We start from the raw sequence: 19,427 nt of genomic DNA, 5'->3' as shown, positions 1-19,427 counted from the left end.
TTTTGTGTGTAAATAACTGTATGTTTAATTCTCAGATGATAAATATTTTTCGTACAGATGGACTTTACGTGTCCCCATGTTCTGCTTGTCAACAAACTGATACCCTTGGCGTTGGTAGAATTGATTCAATCCCTCCAGATGGGAAACACAGTCAAGCCGAAGTCCAAGTTTTCCCTGCTTCCGTACGCGTTCTTCTCCAAACCGGATCATCGTCGTGCCGAGATTCAAACCTCGATACACAGGAAGGACCGCAAGACGGTGCAAGTATCCGAAACGGGTGTCATTCCTCTTTCCCCAGTATGAAGGGTCGCTCTCTTGTAATGTAAACATACCGGCAGGCTTGTCGTCAAATCGCAGAAGAAACACTTCTCTTTCCGTCAGGTATTCATCTAGTAACGCCGACGTAAATAGTGATGGCGTCCATTGATTCAGACCTTCCTTCACCATCTGCTCTGCCGTTGAGCGAAGAATGCACAGCAGTTCTTCCTTATGCTCCGATTCAGCAAGACCTAATTCAAACGTTCCCTGCACCGTCTCAAAACGTTCAAGAACTTTAAATTCCATAGAGGCCTTCCCCTCTCTCCATACCGTCTATTACTTGATATCCGAATGATTCTGCGGTAATTCCTTGGGCTCTTCTTCCCCGTCGGAAAAACCACCTGCCATCGGAATTTTCCCTTCAGGGAGTGGCAATTTTACCTTGACGGTTGTTCCCTTCTCGAGCTCACTTTCCAAGTCCATCGTCCCATGATGAAGTTCAACGAGCTGCTGTGTGATGGCAAGGCCAAGTCCAGTGCCTCCATTTACATGATTAACTTGAAAGAACCGGTCTTTTACGCGCTGGATATGCTCCTCGCTGATTCCAATGCCGTAGTCTCGAACAGTTACAGCTACGAACTTGTCTTCCATATCGATCGAGAGAAGAATTGTGCCATTCTCATGCGAAAACTTGATTGCATTGTCCACCAAGTTTAGGAAAACCTGCTTCAACCGGTTGGCATCCCCATATATCATAGGTTTTTCTTCTGATTCCAGCTTGATTTGTACTCCCTTTTTCTCCGCTTTGGCCCACAAGTTAAGCATAATTTCCTGAAGCAACTCCCGTAGGCTGACAATGCCCATTACCATCTTCATCTCGTTCTGTTGCAGCTTGGAAAAGTCAAGGATTTCCTCAACCAGACCAATAAGCCGTTCGGTCTCTTTTGTAATAATCTGCATCCCGATTTCCGTCTCACCTGGGTCGTATCCTCCAGAGATCAACGTCTCACTCCAGCCTTTGATGCTGGTTAACGGGGTTCGAAGCTCATGAGAAATGGAGGAAATAAAATCATCTTTAACCTGGTTACTTCGGACAATCTCTTGGGCCATATAATTGAGCGTGGAACCCAGCTCACCAATCTCGTATTTGTAGTTTCCTTTGATCCGGACGTCGAATCGGCCTTTTGCCATCTGAGCCGATACCGCGCGAATGTTATTCAGCGGCTTCACGATCGAGTTAGCTAGACCGATACTAAAAGCAAGTACTGTGGCAAGAACCGCAGCTCCAATTAATATCGCGACAAGTGTCAAATTGAGAAGTTTGTCATTAATCTTGTCGAGTGATGTACTGTAGCGGAGCACAAACTGATTCTCTCCGCTGTTTTGTAATGCGCGGGACACAGCCATTATCATTTGACCTGTCCCCTGCTGCTTGCCAACCCAGCGACTCGTATCCCCCGCCAATGCCTGGGTAACATCACTCGTTTTGATCGTCATATCTGTATCGAAATTGTTGGAACTGATCAATACTTGACCAGAAGGGGTTAACAGTTGAAGCTCCGTACCCGTCAACTCGAAATAGGACATGATCTCCGTAAGTTGTGCCGTATCATCATCGTTTAGACGGTATTTCTGATAATAATCATCTGCAACACCGATATGCGAAGCTATATGGCTGTATACACTATCATAATAATATGTTCGTACTGCTACTAAAAAAATAATTTCTACCAGCAGCAGCGCCATAAACACAACAAGGAAGTAGTGTAAGACGATCTGCCGCCGGATACCCTTTTTGATCATTGGCCCTGACCCTTCCATTTATAGCCGTGACCCCATACCGTTTGCAGGAATTCAGGCTCGGAAGGATTATTTTCAATTTTTTGACGAAGACGGCGGATGTTTACATCGACGATTTTAGGATCGCCCATATATTCCTTGCCCCACACATGGTCCAACAGGACGTCGCGGCTGAGCGGCGTGTTTTCTTTTTCCAGGAAGAATTGGACCAGAGAGAACTCAGTCGGTGTCAATTCAACAGCCTTGCCATTCTTCTTGAATAGCTTCGAAATCAAATCCAACGTAAAAGGCCCGGACTGAAACGAAACCTTCGCCGCGCCTGCACGCTGCACATTCACACGCCGCAGCAACGATTGCAGCCGTGCGATTAGTTCGGTTGGACTGAATGGTTTGCTGACGTGATCATCAGCTCCGACGGACAGCGCATATACCTTATCCTGCTCCTGAACCTTTGCCGTGAGAAAAATAATACCGATGCGTTCGTTTGTCTCCCGAATCCGACGACAAACCTCAAAGCCGTCTATTCCAGGAACCATGACATCAAGCAGCGCAATGTCGATGTCAGGAACGGTCTGCAGTAGATGCAGTGCTTCATGTCCGTCGCCGGCTTCCAGTACGTCAAAACCATTACGTTTCAAGTTGATTACGATAAAACTACGGATAGATTCTTCATCTTCTAATATGAGTACTTTACTCAATGTCTAATTCCCCTTTCTTTCAATAGGAGCCACATCACTATAGTTCTTTTTCTCATTCTTAATTAGTTTGAGCTCCCCTTTATAACCAATCACCTGGTCGTTCTTGCGAACCAGCACTTTCCATTCATCTTTCGCTCTTTCCCACTCAGGCAGTGAGAAGAATTTCACCTCAGCCACCGTCTTTCCACTATCCACCATAATAAAATTCAAGTATCGACTTTTATCCGAGTCCGGATGGACGGTCACTTTATTATGCCACTCGGGCGGGAAGGTTAGATAGAATTGGTTTTCCGTGTCTTGATATCTCTGCATGACGAATTTTAAACCTTTCTTCTCATCCGCCATATGTGTTTTTCCGTCCCATTGATAGTAGGACTGAAAATAAGGAATCTCATCTAGTTTATTGTTATCCCAGCCTATGGGATTTTCAATAAGTCCAATTTCTAGAATTCCGTCACCATTAATATCCTGACTGTCAACCGGAAGCTCTTTGTAAGCACCATCTTCTTTCATGACATCAATCAGAACACCATCTTCCATCACAATCAGCTTCGATGTGGAAGAGTTGGAGACAATGGCGGTATCCAATATGATACCTTCTTTCCCCTTAGCTACTTCTCCTGAGACAATATTGTAATATTTCTCAACATTTTGTCCCAGATCCAATTTGGCTAATTCTTTAAAACTATTCGTCTCTTTATCAAATTGAGAAGTTGTTATAAATGACAATTCGTATTTCTGTAAAGAAACCACGGTCAATTCCTGAATTCCGTCTCCATTCAAGTCTGTCACTTCAAAATGCGTATACGGCAATTGAAGCACTTTCTCCAAGGAATCACCTGAAAAAGTATATACGACGAGTCCATTCTGGAGATCTTCCTCCCCACGAGAAAACCCGGCAACGATATCCACTTTACCATTATTCGTAATATCAATCAGATCAAAGGATTCCAGCATGGTGCCTTCACCGTCAAAATCCAGTTTCTTAACCCATGTATTGCCCTGCTGCTGCAAAATCATGCCATGGATTTGCACTTCCTCATTGGGTGTTTTATAAAAGACAACGGCTTCCATAATCCCGTCATTATTTAAGTCTTCAACACGAATGGAACTAGGACCAGAATCACTTCTCGGCCGGATAATATTGCTATTCTCCGGTTTTTGCGAATTGATTGCCCCCATTAATGTTGCTTTATCTGCCGGAAGATCCGGCGTGGTCATGAGTGATACAGGATCACTAATAAAACTGCAGCCAGCGAGGAGCAGTATTAGCAGCCCGGATACGGCTGCCTTCATTAATCTTGATTTCAACAGTATCAACTCTTTCTATTTCAATCGCCTTAAGGCTAGTTAAGGCTAGTATAACTCTGTTATATTCTACTCTTTTCCCCGTGCGTCAATCGCCGTCCAGTAACATCTACCACAATTTGTCCTCCTGCCAGCCCCATGATGCGGGAACAATATCGTTCCGCGAGTTCAAGCGGAATGACTGTGATGACGGTCAATCGTTCTTCCTCACAGAGACTTTTCAGGGTTTGCAGTACATGCTCAGCTGACTTGGGGTCCAAGCCCATCACCGGCTCGTCCGCTAATATAACTTTGGCACCATGAACTAGCGCTCTGGCGATTGCAATACGTTGCCGTTCGCCGCCGCTTAGCTCACTGGCTTTGCGGTGCGCTTTATCCAGTAATCCGAGGTGTTCAATTGTATCCATCGCACCCATATAATCGTCGGAACGCACCATTCCAGTGGCCATACGCCACAATGGAGTTTGACTCGATTGGCCGATGAGGACGTTTTTGAGCGCCTTCCGGTTCATATTTAGTGTCGGATTCTGCTCTAGATAAGCCCATTCACGGCGTACCTTCTTCTTACCGCCGGATTTAAGCATGTCCTCCCCATCAATCAAAAAACGTCCGCCGTCCCATTTTTCACGGAGGGCCAAACAGCTCATTAGCAGACTTTTCCCGCTCCCGCTCCCACCGATAAGTCCGATCATTTCCCCTTTTTCCATTTGAAAGCTTATGTCGTTCAACACCGGGTTCTTCTCAGTGTTTACTCTCTTCATCAGGCGATCCACTTTTATCATGTTCGTCTCTCTCCCGTCGAGTGTCTTTTCCTATACTCTAGTTTAGAAGAAAGCGAAAGTAATTGCCATGAGAACAAGCGTTCTTATTTAGGTGTTGTCTTCTGTTTGAAGAACAGACTCGTGCAAGCAAATATAATATATACTCCGCCAAGGAGAATAAACATACCTGCATTCCAACCTGTTTCAATCAATGAGCCACCGATATTCGGTCCTACAATGCTTCCTATATTAAAATGAAAGGATGCAACAACGTTTGCAGCAGGCAGCAAAGCTCTCGGAAGGATATCAGCCGCATAGGCGAGTCCAAGTGAGAAGAAAGAACCGACAAGACCTCCAGCCAATGTGAGTAAGATTAGCACTGGCCAGTAGCTTGTCCCTGCAAAGGGAATAAGTATAAAACAGATCCCCCCCAGAATTCCGGCCACCGTCAACACCCTTTTGCGGCCGAACCGGTCACTCCAAATACCAAGTGGAAGCTGCAGAATAAGTCCTCCAATTCCGATAAACGGCAGCAATGACGATATTTGTTCAATTGTGAATCCGCTACGGAGACCGTACACCGGGAAATTGCTGTTAATCCCGGCTTCCATATATCCGTATAAAAATGCGGGTATGAGCGCATACCATGCTAATTGATAGCTTCTTCTATACCGACCAGGCATATAGGTCTCGCTGGCCGACTGCCGCTCCGGTTTCACATTAGGCAGCTTGAAGATCACCACAAGCAGTACAAACAAAAACAAGATGGCGAGTATGATAAAGGGAACAGCTTCCCCGTATTTCAACAGTATTATTCCCAGCGGCCCTATACTGAATCCGAGCCCATAGGACATGCCGTAAAATGATATGCTGCGACCACGGTTCTGCGGCGTGGACATCATAAGTACCCATAATTGTGCTGCATAATGGAGTGCGCTATCCCCGACACCAACCATGATCCGGAGTACAAACCATAGAGCCACACTTGGAAACAACGGGAACGCTAGCAAAGAGAGCATAACCAGTACCAGACCAGCGATGATGAGCTTCTTGAATCCCACCCAACCTAGCATTCTTTCCGCTACAAGCGTCATGGCGAAGGAGCCAGCATATAGAGCGGCTGCGTTCAGTCCGTTTACAGACGAAGAAACCCCCATTCGCTCCAAAAATATCGCGAGCACAGGCAGCAGCAAACCTTGGCTGAGTCCTGCGGCTACAATAACCGAAATTAATATAAAATAATGAATTCTCCCTTGACGGGCCTGAACTGTGTCTGACACGATTGTATAATCCCCCTCTTAAATATGAACAACAAATAAATTGCCAAGTGAACATTATAGTGGACAACCCTGATCCATACAAGCCATAATAAAAACAATGTCATTATTTCGGGAGGGTACTGGTTTCATGAAGTACAAAGTAAGCATAGACGTTTCCGTGGTTTTCGAGTTGCTAGGCAGCTTTATGATCTATGTAACGAGAAAATGGACCGACAATCTGGATATCGGCACACATTTAATTACGGATATGGATACCCGTCTCCCTCAAGAGTTCCGTACGGAACTCGGCAAGGCATACAACTGGCCTTTTTTAGATTATGATGTTCTCTATGCTTTAGCCATTTTGCGTGAACAGGATACGGATATTACTTCATTTATCGACTGGATCGGGAATACTGCGCCGGATGATTTATATCCCCGGTTGCTACCTTACATGCCGTCACTCACCATGGAGCATCTTGTACGTGTTAAGACAGACTATCCGCCGCTGCTCCGCTTGTGGTACGAATATTATTTTGCGGACATAGAACCCGAGTTAGAACCTTTGATTTGTGAAGATGCTCAGGAAAAATCAGTACTCCTTCTCAAGATGGAACCTGAAGGGCTTATTGAATATGCCACTGGCGGTGTCATCCTGGACGATATACCTGTGGATTCCATCCTGCTCTTTCCCGGTGTTCATTTCCGGCCGATTAATACGTACTGTTTTTACGACAATATTCTTCTGATTCAGTACCCTGTTGACATTCCCGAAGAAAATGAGGATGATCCACCGGTTGTCTTGCTAAGAATGACAGAGGCGCTAGCTGACCCGGAACGCCTAAGATTACTTCGTTATGTGGCGAATGAACCCAAAACGGTAAACGACATCGCAACTAATTTGAATCAGCCCTACGATACACTTATGCATCATCTGCTAATATTAAGGGCAGCGGGCCTGCTCCGCTCGCATGTGAATGCTGGTGATCAGACTGAACGTTTCAGCCTTCGTCCTGACGGGGCAGCAGAGCTTCAAATGTTTTTTGAGTCGTACCTCAGATTATCTTGACGAAGTAAACCTTACTTGATAACAAAGGTTATATATAGACACTATACAGAGAAGCAAGTGGATAAAGGAGTGCGAAAAATGAGCAAAGATGGACAGCATATCATATTTGATATGGATGACACGTTGATTCACTGCAACAAATACTTTGATTTGATTCTTGGCGAATTTTTCGAGCTGATGACAACCTGGTTTCAGGAGTATGACGTGACAACCGAACAAATTAGAACCAAACAGATGGAAATCGATGTTGCCGGAGTAGACAAGCTTGGATTTGCGAGCGCCAACTTTCCACAATCTTTGATCGACACTTACCAGTTCTTCTGTAAGCTTCATCATAAAACGCCTGTACTACGTGAAGAAGAAGAGCTGTTCAAGCTCGGCCTGAGTGTCTACGATCAGGAGGTTGAGGCCTATCCCGGCATGGTAGAAACGCTGGATTCGTTGCAGAATGAGGGGCATCGACTGTACTTATACACAGGTGGCGAGACCCGAATTCAGAAACGTAAAATTGAACAGATGAAGCTTGCTGACTTCTTCGAGGACAGAATCTACATCCGTCAGCACAAAAATGTGAAAGCGCTGGAAGAGATCCTATCTACCGGACAATTCAATCGCTCTTTAACCTGGATGATAGGTAACTCCTTAAGAACAGACGTTGTTCCAGCTCTAACAGCTGGGATAAATAGCATCTATATCAAGCAGCAACGCGAATGGCACTACAATCTGGTGGAATTGAAGCATGAGCCGCATAATGTTCTTTATACCGTATCGGCCTTGACTGAAGTTCCGGAGATTATTGCCGATAATGCTACTTCTAGTTCCTAGGAAAAGATAAGTGGGTGTCCCAAAAGGTCCATTGACCTGGGACACCCCCTCTGTCTGTTTTAAGGCGCTACGTGTACGAGTCGTTCCTCCAACCGCTCTTGCCCCCGAATTTCTTGAATTATTTCTTAGCATAAGCATTTCGGGGACAAAGGCGGACGCTAACGCTTCTCCGGAATCGCTTCGTCCTCTCCGCTACTTCGTGCTCGTTCAATTCAAAAATACACGCTATTTACAACTATTGAAGAGGCAGAGAAACGAGAAGATTGGGAGTATTGCAGTCAGGATCTTAGCGAATTAGGCCAAACAGCTGAAATCACAAGTGAAAAACTGAAGATTGCGGTTAAGCCCTAGTGGCTTTCGCTCGCCCATAATTTAATGAAGAAAGCAACAATAGATCGAAATAAAGAAATGACGGTAAATGAGGTTTTTCCTGCACCGCCACTTCTTTATTTTTCGTACCCTTTTTTGATTAAAGCGAGCTATTCCTCAAGTGAGGTTACCACTTTTGAGACAGCCCCTTTTTGGTTCCCTCGATAATACATCGATCAAGTTGCTGCGCCTGTGCTCTCACGCTGAACGGTTAATTGACCGCTGCCAGATTCATTTAGTGCAATTCGAGCTTTAAAAGCCCCCCCGCTCTTGTCTTTAAACGTCAGTAGCTGGGTCTTTCCGCTCGTGAGAAGAGATTTCAGCATCGCGTGTGAGATGCTTTTACCCGCAAATTCTTTCCAAATCACGAATTTGCAACCACTTTTGAAATGAGAGCATCCATATCCTTTACGCCCTTCGATAATTTGTCCACCACAGCCTGCAGTAGGACAATCACCGAGAGGAACACGCACACCAGAGGACGCTGCCTGACTCGCACCAGGGTCTCCGTTTGATTCAGGTTCTCCCGTACTTCTTGCTGTTGCAGAGGCTGACTTACCCGTCTCTGAAGTCGAACGACTACGCTTGGAGCTTTGGTTACCTTTCCCTTTGCCATCTTCACTGTCACCGAACATTGATGGAGGTGCAGGACGCTGGGTAGATACCTTATCAATAATAGAAACGGTAAATTTCTGCACGTTTTTCATAAATACGTCAGCAGAAGCTTCACCCTTCGATATTTGATGCAGCCGCCGCTCCCATTGTCCCGTCATTTCGGGAGAAGCCAGCAGCTCAACGCCTGCATGACGGATCAACTCTACTGCCGTTCTTCCTTTTTGCGTCACAGTAATCTTTTTGCCCTGCATCGTGATATAGCCGACCTTTTTCAATCTTTCGATCGTTGCTGCTCGAGTAGCCGGAGTACCGAGGCCGCTGTCTTTCATCGCGTCACGTAGCTCTTCATCCTCCATACTCTTGCCGGCACTCTCCATAGCTTTTAGCAAAGTACCTTCCGTGTAACTCTTTGGCGGCTGAGTTGCCTTTTCCTTCACTTCACTCTTCAAACACACGACGGGCTTGTCCGCTAGAACGTCGAATGAACGGTCATTCCACTCCTGGGATTCCTCCTCCTCATCATCCTTGCCTTTTTTCGATTTGGAGGACTTGCGCTCCTTGTCCTTGTCTTTGTCCTGCTGAATCAACACTTTCCATCCCAGTGACAGAAGCTCTTTAATATTGGTCTTGAACGTCTCACCTTCCACCTCTGTAAGCACGGTGTGCTGCTTGTACAAAGCTGGCGGATAGAAATGGGAGAGGAAACGGATAATGATCAGATCATAAATATGCTGTTCTTCCTTGCTGAGAGTTCCAGGCCGTTTCAATGTCGGCAAAATGGCGTGGTGATCTTCAACACGCTCGGGATTACATACAGATTTATTGTTTTTATGAACACGATTCGGGTCCGCTCCTTGCACCATAGGACCGTATGGTGTGGATTTGAGCATGTTTAGTGCCTTATGCATCCCTTCGATGTTCTGCTCGTTTACATAGTTGGAATTCGTACGCGGATAAGAAATGACTTTATGTCGTTCATATAATCCTTGTGCGAGATCCAATGTCTTTTTTGCGGAATATCCATACTTCGCATTGGCTTCACGCTGAAGCAATGTCAGGTCGTAAAGTTTAAATGGATGCTCCTTCGTCTCCTTAACCTCATACTTCGAAATGGTACCGTTCTTCCCTTTCACTTTGGCTGCGATTCTCTCCGATCGTTCTTGCGATGTCAATCGGTCACCCTGCCAGGTCCCAACGTATTCAAGTGAATCTTGGCGGAATGTAGCTTTAACATCATAAAAGGTTTGCGACTCAAACGCCTCTATTTCTTTCTGGCGGTCATAGATCAGAGCAAGCACAGGGGTCTGGACACGGCCAACCGACAACAGCGTCTGATGACGTGTCGTAAATGCCCTTGATGCATTCATTCCGATGAGCCAGTCTGCTTCACTGCGAGCCCTTGCCGCGAGCGTTAATGATTCAAATTCAGAACCATCCTTCAATTGGGCGAACCCCTGCTTAATGCTCTCGGCTGTCAAATCTGATATCCAGAGCCGTTTAACCGGCTGATGAAGCCCCAGTTGCTGCTGGATTAACGCAAAAATGTACTGTCCTTCTCTCCCCGCATCGCAGGCATTCACTATATGATCACAGCGCTTGGCAAGATCTCCAATAACTTTGAGCTGATCCTTGGTCTTCGGATTCGGTACAATTCGGAATTGTTCCGGTATGATGGGCAGATCCCGAATGTTCCAGCGCTTGTATTTCGGATCGTAAGCATCCGGCTCCGCAAGGCCGACCAGATGACCTATCGCCCAAGTAATGATGTACTGCTCTCCTTCTAAGTAGGACCGGTTATTTTTGGCCCGAGGTTCGATCACTGCAGCGATATTTCGCCCCATGTCCGGTTTTTCGGCAATGACCAGCGTCTTCACGTAACCTCTCCTCCCCGATTCGTCCAAGAACGAAATAACCATATAAGTTACTTGTTTTCCGGATGGACTCCAAAAAGGACTCCGCTTAGGCGAAGTCCCCATAAACAATGATATTCAATTATAACATAGGATGAGTCTAGTTTAAACTAGAACGGTAGAGCCCATCAGATACTTATCTACTTCTCTTGCTGCTTCCCTGCCTTCGTTAATCGCCCACACCACAAGGCTTTGACCACGGCGCATATCACCGGCTGCAAACACTTTATCTACATTAGTAAAATATTTACCGTAAGATGCTTTCACATTACTTCGGCGGTCACTCTCAAGACCAAGCTGCTCTAAAAGAGTCTGCTCAGGTCCATCAAATCCGATAGCGATCAAAGCGAGCTGTGCCGGAAATACTTGTTCTGTACCTGGAATAGGCTGGTACACTTTACGGCCTGTTTCGTCTACAATCCGCTCAATCTGTATCGTGTGCAGCTCTTTCAGGTTTCCTTCTTCATCACCAACAAACTTCGTAGTCATGATAGAAAACTCCCGAGGATCCTGTCCGAATAGTGCCTTCGCTTCTTCATGCGCATAGTCTAGCGTATACACATTCGGGAACTGCGGCCATGGATTTGCAATCAAATCTCGTTCAAGCGGTGCCTTTTTGTGCGTACCGAATTGGGTAATGCTGGTGCATCCATGCCGCAATGCGGTGGCTACACAGTCCGAGCCCGTGTCCCCGCCACCAATGACAATAACGTCTTTATTGTGGGCGGAAAGATATTTTCCATCTTCAAGACCGGAATCGAGGTAACTCTTGATCGTTCCGTTCAGATAGTCCATAGCGTAATGTACGCCTTTCAGTTCGCTACCTTCGATATTAAACTCACGAGGTTTTGTGGATCCTCCACACAATACGACCGCATCATAATCATCAACAAGCTGCTTAGCAGAAATATCTTTACCTATCTCGGTATTTACAATAAACTCAATACCCTCGGCCGCCAGTAAATCAACACGGCGTTGAACCACAGCCTTGTCAAGTTTCATGGAAGGAATTCCGTAAGTAAGCAAACCGCCAATCCGGTTAGCACGCTCGTACACCGTAACGTGATGACCCGCTTTGTTCAGCTGCGCAGCTGTAGCAAGTCCGGCAGGACCGGAACCAACAACAGCGACCCGGCGACCCGTTCGTTTCACAGGAGGCTCAGGAACAACCCAACCTTCTTCAAAGCCTTTGTCAATAATTGCTTGCTCAATACTCTTGATCGTGACAGGTTGGCCGATCAGGCCCACTGTACACGATCCTTCACATGGTGCAGGACACACTCGCCCAGTAAACTCAGGAAAGTTATTCGTTTTATGCAGACGTTCCAACGCGTCTCTCCATAATCCCCGATATACAAGGTTGTTCCATTCCGGAATAAGATTGTGTACTGGACAGCCCGAAGTGCCGCCGATCATATCTATACCAGTATGACAATATGGAGTTCCACAGTCCATGCAGCGTGCTCCCTGGGTCTGAAGCTCTTCCTCTGCCATATGCTTATGAAATTCTTCCCAGTCTTTAACACGCTCAGCCGGGTCCCGATCAGCCGGAAGCTGACGCTTATATTCCATAAATCCTGTTGGTGTTGACATACTACTTTCCCCCATCCGTTCTCTTCATGCTGAGTAACAAGTAAGATTGTACTTTTCATCATATCATAAATCATCCACATTCTAACGAAACAAGGAGCCGCAAATGGTCATTTACCTGATTTATTTTTTCTATTCAGGTTAAGAAAAACTTTTATCACCGCTTGTCTACAGCGATTCCGCGCATTATGTCATCTACAATGTAAAAACATCGTAGCATTTGTCATTTCCCTTGTTAAATGGATTATATGCACAATCATTTGTATTATCCTACTAAGAAAAGCCCAGCAATAACTTCCAACGGATGCCGATAAAGTGAAGTTTATCTCTTACGCTCATATATAACAAACCGGTAGGAATATGGATTCTTTTCGTCCGTAATCCCAGGTATTTCTCGGGCGACTGTCCATTCCTCCCAATTCACTTCCGGAAAAAAAGTGTCGCCTTCAAAGTCTTCATCGATAAAAGTTACATATAGCTTATCAGCCGATGGGAGCATCTGCTCATAAATTTGTGATCCTCCAATGACCATTAATTCACCCTCTTGGGCAAATTTTATTCCTTCATCAATGTCATGTATAACGATTCCTTCTTCAGGTTTTAATGTAAATTCCTGATCACGTGTAAGAACTACATTTTGCCGCTTGGGTAATGGTTTGCCTCCAAAAGATTCCCACGTCTTGCGCCCCATCAATATCGTTTTGTTTAACGTCATTTCCCTGAAAAACGCCATATCCCGAGGCAGACGCCAAGGCATTGTTCCCTGATGCCCAATAACCTGATCTTTTCCCATAGCCCATATCATGGAAATACTCATTCATTCAGCCCCTTCCATACGTATTGTGATCTCAAACGATTTCAGTCTTGCTTAGACTGCAACCGTGGCTTTTATCGTTGGATGGTGCTCATAATCTTTAAACTCGAAGTCATCAAAAGTGTAATCAAAAATGCTGTCCGGCTTTCTCTTGATCACAAGCGTTGGAAGAGAATAAGGTTCACGCTCCAATTGTATTTTTACTTGTTCCATATGGTTAGAGTAAATATGAACATCTCCGCCGGACCAGATGAATTCACCAGGCGTAAGACCGCACTGCTGTGCTACCATATGCGTTAGAAGAGCATAGCTGGCAATATTGAACGGCAGACCGAGGAAAGAGTCTACAGAGCGCATGGTAAGCATACATGACAGCTTATCGCCCGCAACATAAAATTGAAACACAAAGTGGCATGGCGGAAGCTTCATATTATCAATTTCGGCTACATTCCATGCACTAACGATGTGACGACGTGAATCTGGATTGTTCTTAATCGAATCGATTACGTTGGCTATTTGATCGATATACCGGCCGTCTGGAGTCTCCCAGGAACGCCACTGCGAGCCGTAAACTGGACCTAAATCTCCATTTTCATCTGCCCACTCATCCCAGATCCGTACTCCGTTTTCTTTTAAGTAGCGTATGTTTGTTTCTCCACTCAGAAACCAGAGCAGTTCATGCACAACTGATTTCAAGTGTATTCGTTTGGTTGTCACGAGAGGAAATCCCTTGGATAGGTCAAACCGCAGCTGACGTCCGAAGACGGACGTTGTTCCAGTACCGGTTCTATCTTCTTTTTCAACTCCATGTTCTAGAATATCCTGTAGCAGTTCCAAGTAATTTTTCACGGTATTACCCACCTTCATTATTTCTATTAATCAGCTATAAGTTTACCATACCCTAATACGGCAAGCATTGAAAAAAAGTGACATAACATAATCGCTCACCACCAAAAAAAGAAGCTGCTCCTCTCGATCTTATCAGACCAAGGGGAACAGCCTCTTGTGATGACCATGCAGGTCAGTTTTTAATAATCAAATTATTTACGAGGTGCCATGACATGGATCGGATGACCAAGAACGAGCTCGGCACCTTCAGCCACGATTTCACCAAGTGTTGGGTGAGCATGGATAGTCAAAGCGATATCTTCCAGTGTTGCACCCATTTCGATCGCAAGACCGATTTCGGCAATCAGGTTAGAAGCTTCGATACCCGCAATGTGAGCACCCAGTACAAGACCTGTTTCTTCATCAGCCACGATTTTCACGAAACCATCAGGGCTGTTCAGTGACAATGCACGGCCGTTGCCTGCGAATGGGAACTTGGCGGATTTAGCCTTGTAGCCTTGTTCTTTCGCTTGAGCTTCAGTCATACCTACACTGGAGCACTCCGGATCCGTAAAGGCTACTGCAGGAACTACTTTATAATCAACTACGGAAGGAAGACCAGAAATCGCTTCTGCAGCAACCTTAGCTTCGTAAGATGCTTTGTGAGCCAGAGCAGGACCTGGAACGATGTCACCAATCGCAAAGATATGCGGATGGTTCGTACGTCCCTGATGGTCAACTTTAACCAGACCGCGATCGGTCATTTCAACGTTGATCAGGTCAAGACCAAGCTCGCCATCGGTGTTAGGACGACGGCCAACCGTTACAAGCAGGTAGTCAGCAGTGATTTCTTTGCTTTCACCGTTAACGGAATATTTCACAGTTACGTCTTTATCGGTTTGCTCCGCGCTTTCCGCTTTCGCGTTCGTCACGATTTCAACACCGGACTTCTGCATGTTTTTCGCAACTAGTTTCGTCATATCAGGATCGAAGCCATTCAGAATGGAATCCATACCTTCAATGATGGTTACTTGAGTTCCGAATTTCGAGAACATTTGACCAAGCTCAGCGCCGATATAACCGCCGCCAATAACTACGAGGCTCTTAGGCAGTTCTTGAAGTTCCAAAGCTTCCGTTGAGGACAGAATACGTCCGCCAAATGGGAAAGCTTTCAGTTCAATCGGACGGGAACCCGTCGCAATGATACAGTTCTTGAAACGGTAACGAGGGGATTCATGCTCGTTGAATACACGAGCTTCATTCTCGTTAATGAACATGCATTCGCCGTTGAAAATTTCAACTTTGTTGCCTTTCAGCAAAGCGCCTACGCCGCCAGTCAATTTTTTAACTACGCCGTTTTTGAACTCTTGGGTTTTCGCAAAATCAACAGTTACGTCGCCTACGTTAACACCAAATGCGCTCGCATGTTTAGCAGACTCAAAAGAATGCGCAGCAGAGATCAGAGCCTTGGAAGGAATACATCCGCGGTTCAAGCAAACGCCGCCGACTTCGGATTTATCTACAATCAGAACTTGTTGACCCAGCTGGGCGGCACGAATCGCCGCCACATATCCACCAGGACCTGCACCAATGACTAATGTATCGATATCAAGAGAAGCATCTCCTACTACCATATGTTACACCTCCATAACGAGCAGCTCAGGGTTAGCGAGCAGCTGTTTAATGTAATTCATAAAGTTTTGAGCTGTTGCTCCATCAATAATACGGTGGTCAAAGCTCAAGGACAGTGCCATTACTGGTGCTGCTACGATCTCACCATTCTTAACGACCGCCTTCTCGGAAATACGGCCTGTACCCAGAATTGCAACTTCAGGGAAGTTGATGATTGGAGTAAAGAACATACCGCCAGCAGAACCGATATTCGAGATGGAGATCGTACTGCCTCTCATTTCGTTGGCACTCAGCTTACCATCACGTCCGCGTACAGCAAGGTCACGAATGCTGTCAGCAATCATCCAAATGCTCTTACGATCGGCATCCTTAATAACCGGAACGATCAGACCACTGTCTGTATCTGTAGCAATACCGATGTTGTAGTACTTTTTGTAAACAATTTCGTTGTTCTCTTCATCAATCATCGCGTTCAAAGCAGGGAATTGACGGCTAGCCGCAACGAGTGCTTTAACGATGAATGGAAGGTAAGTTACTTTCGTACCTTTTTTCTCAGCGATTGGCTTCATGCGAGTACGGAATGCAACCAGCTCAGTAACGTCCACTTCATCCATGATCGTAACGTGAGGAGCGGTGTAAGCCGATTTAACCATCGCATTGGAGATCGCTTTACGGATACCTTTGAATGGTACGCGCTCTTCTTCAGCACGAGTATCCACCGCTGCAGAAGCTGCTGCTGGAGCTGCTTTAGCTTCGGAAGCTGCTTCTTGAGCAGGAGCTGCTGCTGCCTGACCGCCACCATTTTTGAAGGCTTCTACATCTTCACGAGTAATCTTGCCGTTATTTCCGCTGCCTTGTACCTGTGAGATGTCTACGCCTTGCTCACGAGCAAATTTACGCACGCTTGGTGTAGCGAGAACGTCTTTGTTAGGTGCTACTGGCGCAGCTTCTCCTTGCTTAGCATCTGCAGGTGCATTTGCTGCTGGAGAAGATTGAGTGTCCGCGCTGCCTTTTGCTGCATCAGCTTCTTGAGCGGATTGTTCTTCAGCATGGCCTTCCTGTTCAGGGATGTCGCCTTCAGCATCAATAATAGCAACGACTTCACCTACACGGCATACTTGGCCGTCTTTGGCAAAAACTTCTTGAACCGTACCATTAACGGGACAAGGAACTTCTACGACAGCCTTGTCGTTTTGTACTTCCATGATGATGTCGTCGTCTGTTACTTTGTCGCCTGGCTTGATATGCATTTTGATGATTTCACCTTCATGCAAACCTTCGCCCAGCTCTGGAAAACGATATTCAAATTTTGCCAACTGTAAAACCTCCCTAGAAATTTACTGCAATTAGAATTTCATCACTTTATTAACTGCTTCTACGATGCGAGCAGGAGTCGGCAGCCAAGCGTCCTCGATCTGCGCGAAAGCATAAACCGTATCAGGTGCTGCAACACGAAGTACAGGTGCTTCCAGATGCAAAATAGCCTTCTCGTTAATCTGTGCGATAACCTCAGCAGCTACGCCAGCAGATTTTTGAGCTTCCTGAACCACGATAGCACGGTTAGTTTTCTTAACAGATTCAACAAGCGTGTCAATATCAATTGGCGCTATTGTACGAAGGTCGATAACCTCAGCTTTAATACCGTTTTTCTCAAGTTCATCTGCTGCTTTGGTTGCCGTATGAACCATCAAACCGTAAGCGATGATAGTAACGTCAGTACCTTCACGAACAACGTTTGCTTTACCAAGCTCAATAGTGTATTCGCCTTCCGGTACTTCAGCACGGAATGCATGGTACAAGTTCAGATGCTCCATAAAGAAGACCGGATCATTATCGCGAATTGCCGAAATAAGCAATCCTTTTGCATCGTATGGATTAGATGGAACTACGACTTTAATACCCGGACTTTGAGCCAACAAACCTTCCAATGAGTCCGTATGCAGCTCAGCTGCTTTTACACCACCACCAAAAGGGGTACGGAATACGATTGGAGAATTATAGCGTCCGCCAGAACGGAAACGCATACGTGCAGCCTGAACTACCATTTGGTCGATAGCTTCAAAAATAAATCCAATAAATTGAATTTCAGCGATTGGGCGGAAGCCTTGAATACCAAGACCCACAGCCATACCGCCGATAGCGGATTCGGCCAGCGGTGTATCGAATACGCGCTCTTCCCCGAATTCTTTTTGCAGGCCTTCGGTTACCCGGAAGACACCGCCAACATTACCTACGTCTTCACCGAAGATGACGACGTTTGGGTCACGGTTCAATTCAACGCGCATCGCGTCGCGAATCGCTTCTTTCATATTCATTTGTGCCATTGCTTCATTTCCTCCTTAGACATTACAGATCACATATGCTTGGCAGTTATACTGAATCGTTATCTAAAGCAACCCTCATCTATACAAGCCCCTCAGTAAATTCTGTCCTTACTGTTAACTATGAACAGAACTGTTTACCGCGGCAAAAGGAACCGATTTTTATTGGAAATCGGCTTTTTGCTCTTCAAGATGTTTAGGAGTTTGCTCGAACATACTGTCAATCAGACCTGGAACGGTCATTTTTGCAGTTTGCTCAGCTTTCTTGATTTGCTCGTTGACTTTAGCTTTCGCCTCGTCTCTTACGCGAGCTGTATCTTCTTCTGTCCAAAGACCTTTTTTCTCAAGATATTTCGCAAAGCGAGCAATCGGATCTTTCTCGCTCCATTGACCTTCTTCCTCTTTGGAACGGTACTTCGTAGCATCGTCAGACAAGGAGTGTGGACGGAAACGGTAAGTTACAGCTTCAATCAGTGTCGCACCTTCTCCATTGCGTCCGCGCTCAGCAGCATCCTGAACTGCTTTAATAACAGCCAACACGTCCATTCCGTCGATTTTCACGCCCTTGATACCTGCTGCAATTGCTTTGTGAGCGATGGAAAGAGCAGCTGTTTGTTTCGAGAATGGAGTTGTGATTGCATAGCCATTGTTTTGTACAAAGAAAATGACAGGCAGTTTGTATACGCCAGCGTAGTTCAAACCTTCGTAGAAGTCACCTTCGGACGATCCACCGTCACCTGTGTAAGTAATAACAACTTGTTTTTGCTTTTTGAGCTTATAAGCCATTGCAATACCCATCGCGTGCAAAATTTGTGCACCGATGATGATTTGAGGCATCAATACATTAACGCCCTCAGGAATCTCACCGCCGTGTTGATGACCACGGGAATACAAGAATGCCTGGTAAAGCGGAAGACCGTGCCAAACGATTTGTGGCATGTCACGGTAGCCCGGGCAAACAAAATCTTCTTTCTCTAGTGCAAATTCACTACCGACCATAGTCGCTTCTTGACCGGATACCGGCGCATAAAAACCGAGACGCCCTTGACGGCCTAGGTTAACGGCACGGTCGTCCCAGGTACGGGTAAATACCATGCGATACATAATTTCTTTCAATTGATCATCTGTTAGCTTCGGCAAAAGATCTTTGTTAACGATTTCGCCGTCCGGGGATAGTACGGATAGAGTTTCGACTTCCTCGGTATATACTTCGTAAGGAACCTTGGTCATTTTCTTCACCTCAATAAATATTTGAATATCAAGTTCCGCTGTTATAGAATTATTATACACCTGTTTTACTACTTTCGTCAAAGAATACCTCATAAAATTTAATAATTCTTTGTTTTTGTATGTATAACAGAGTTCGAATA

The 19,427-nt window shown here is 45.7% G+C and carries 16 protein-coding genes; 2 read left to right on the top strand and 14 right to left on the bottom strand.

The window, feature by feature from the left end; translation table 11 throughout:
• Positions 1-24: 24 nt before the first annotated feature.
• From MNQ98_RS13070 to MNQ98_RS13045, 6 genes are all read right to left on the bottom strand, one after another.
• Positions 25-564, bottom strand: a complete 540-nt coding sequence (locus MNQ98_RS13070) for a GNAT family N-acetyltransferase (RefSeq protein WP_241933551.1) — start codon at positions 562-564, stop codon at positions 25-27.
• Between the two features lie 30 nt (positions 565-594).
• Positions 595-2,061 carry a sensor histidine kinase gene (locus tag MNQ98_RS13065; protein ID WP_241933550.1) on the bottom strand — a complete coding sequence of 489 codons (1,467 nt, stop codon included), beginning with the start codon at positions 2,059-2,061 and terminating at the stop codon, positions 595-597.
• On the bottom strand, positions 2,058-2,756 hold the full coding sequence (locus MNQ98_RS13060) for a response regulator transcription factor (RefSeq protein WP_208914209.1): 699 nt from the start codon (positions 2,754-2,756) through the stop codon (positions 2,058-2,060). The genes MNQ98_RS13065 and MNQ98_RS13060 overlap by 4 nt, the downstream gene beginning before the upstream one ends.
• Positions 2,757-2,759: 3 nt before the next feature.
• Complete coding sequence (locus MNQ98_RS13055) at positions 2,760-4,067, bottom strand: hypothetical protein (protein WP_241933549.1); 1,308 nt, start codon at positions 4,065-4,067, stop codon at positions 2,760-2,762.
• 59 nt (positions 4,068-4,126) lie between these two features.
• The gene (locus tag MNQ98_RS13050) at positions 4,127-4,846 is read right to left on the bottom strand and encodes a phosphonate ABC transporter ATP-binding protein (protein WP_241933548.1); all 720 of its coding nucleotides are present in this window, start codon (positions 4,844-4,846) and stop codon (positions 4,127-4,129) included.
• 83 nt (positions 4,847-4,929) lie between these two features.
• Positions 4,930-6,105, bottom strand: coding sequence for an MFS transporter (locus MNQ98_RS13045; protein WP_241933547.1), 1,176 nt, complete (start codon positions 6,103-6,105; stop codon positions 4,930-4,932).
• A 127-nt stretch (positions 6,106-6,232) separates the two neighbouring features.
• Here MNQ98_RS13045 and MNQ98_RS13040 point away from each other — a divergent pair, with 127 nt between their 5' ends.
• The gene (locus MNQ98_RS13040) at positions 6,233-7,153 is read left to right on the top strand and encodes an ArsR/SmtB family transcription factor (protein WP_241933546.1); all 921 of its coding nucleotides are present in this window, start codon (positions 6,233-6,235) and stop codon (positions 7,151-7,153) included.
• A 78-nt stretch (positions 7,154-7,231) separates the two neighbouring features.
• The gene (locus tag MNQ98_RS13035) at positions 7,232-7,978 is read left to right on the top strand and encodes an HAD family hydrolase (protein ID WP_241933545.1); all 747 of its coding nucleotides are present in this window, start codon (positions 7,232-7,234) and stop codon (positions 7,976-7,978) included.
• A gap of 545 nt (positions 7,979-8,523) precedes the next feature.
• Here the strand turns inward: MNQ98_RS13035 and MNQ98_RS13030 are convergent.
• The 8 genes from MNQ98_RS13030 to pdhA form a co-directional block, all read right to left on the bottom strand.
• The gene (locus tag MNQ98_RS13030; RefSeq protein WP_241933544.1) at positions 8,524-10,836 is read right to left on the bottom strand and encodes a type IA DNA topoisomerase; all 2,313 of its coding nucleotides are present in this window, start codon (positions 10,834-10,836) and stop codon (positions 8,524-8,526) included.
• A gap of 141 nt (positions 10,837-10,977) precedes the next feature.
• Positions 10,978-12,465: a glutamate synthase subunit beta gene (locus MNQ98_RS13025; protein ID WP_241933543.1), complete on the bottom strand. Its 1,488-nt coding sequence runs from the start codon at positions 12,463-12,465 to the stop codon at positions 10,978-10,980.
• 319 nt (positions 12,466-12,784) lie between these two features.
• Positions 12,785-13,279 (bottom strand): dihydrofolate reductase, encoded by a 495-nt coding sequence (locus tag MNQ98_RS13020; RefSeq protein ID WP_241933542.1) that lies wholly within the window; start codon positions 13,277-13,279, stop codon positions 12,785-12,787.
• Between the two features lie 51 nt (positions 13,280-13,330).
• Positions 13,331-14,125, bottom strand: a complete 795-nt coding sequence (locus MNQ98_RS13015; protein ID WP_241933541.1) for a thymidylate synthase — start codon at positions 14,123-14,125, stop codon at positions 13,331-13,333.
• Positions 14,126-14,316: 191 nt separating this feature from the next.
• Positions 14,317-15,738: a dihydrolipoyl dehydrogenase gene (lpdA, locus tag MNQ98_RS13010; RefSeq protein ID WP_208914218.1), complete on the bottom strand. Its 1,422-nt coding sequence runs from the start codon at positions 15,736-15,738 to the stop codon at positions 14,317-14,319.
• A 3-nt stretch (positions 15,739-15,741) separates the two neighbouring features.
• Positions 15,742-17,052, bottom strand: a complete 1,311-nt coding sequence (locus MNQ98_RS13005) for a dihydrolipoamide acetyltransferase family protein (protein WP_241933540.1) — start codon at positions 17,050-17,052, stop codon at positions 15,742-15,744.
• Positions 17,053-17,082: 30 nt separating this feature from the next.
• Complete coding sequence (locus MNQ98_RS13000; protein ID WP_208914220.1) at positions 17,083-18,060, bottom strand: alpha-ketoacid dehydrogenase subunit beta; 978 nt, start codon at positions 18,058-18,060, stop codon at positions 17,083-17,085.
• A 159-nt stretch (positions 18,061-18,219) separates the two neighbouring features.
• A complete protein-coding gene (pdhA, locus tag MNQ98_RS12995; RefSeq protein WP_208920443.1) occupies positions 18,220-19,287 on the bottom strand; it encodes a pyruvate dehydrogenase (acetyl-transferring) E1 component subunit alpha in 1,068 nt (355 codons plus the stop codon).
• Positions 19,288-19,427 lie beyond the last annotated feature (140 nt).

This window comes from Paenibacillus sp. N3/727, from assembly GCF_022637315.1.
Lineage (GTDB): Bacteria > Bacillota > Bacilli > Paenibacillales > Paenibacillaceae > Paenibacillus_AQ > Paenibacillus_AQ uliginis.
The sequence above is the reverse complement of the archived record's forward strand: the minus strand, read 5'-3'. Positions and strand labels throughout refer to the sequence as shown.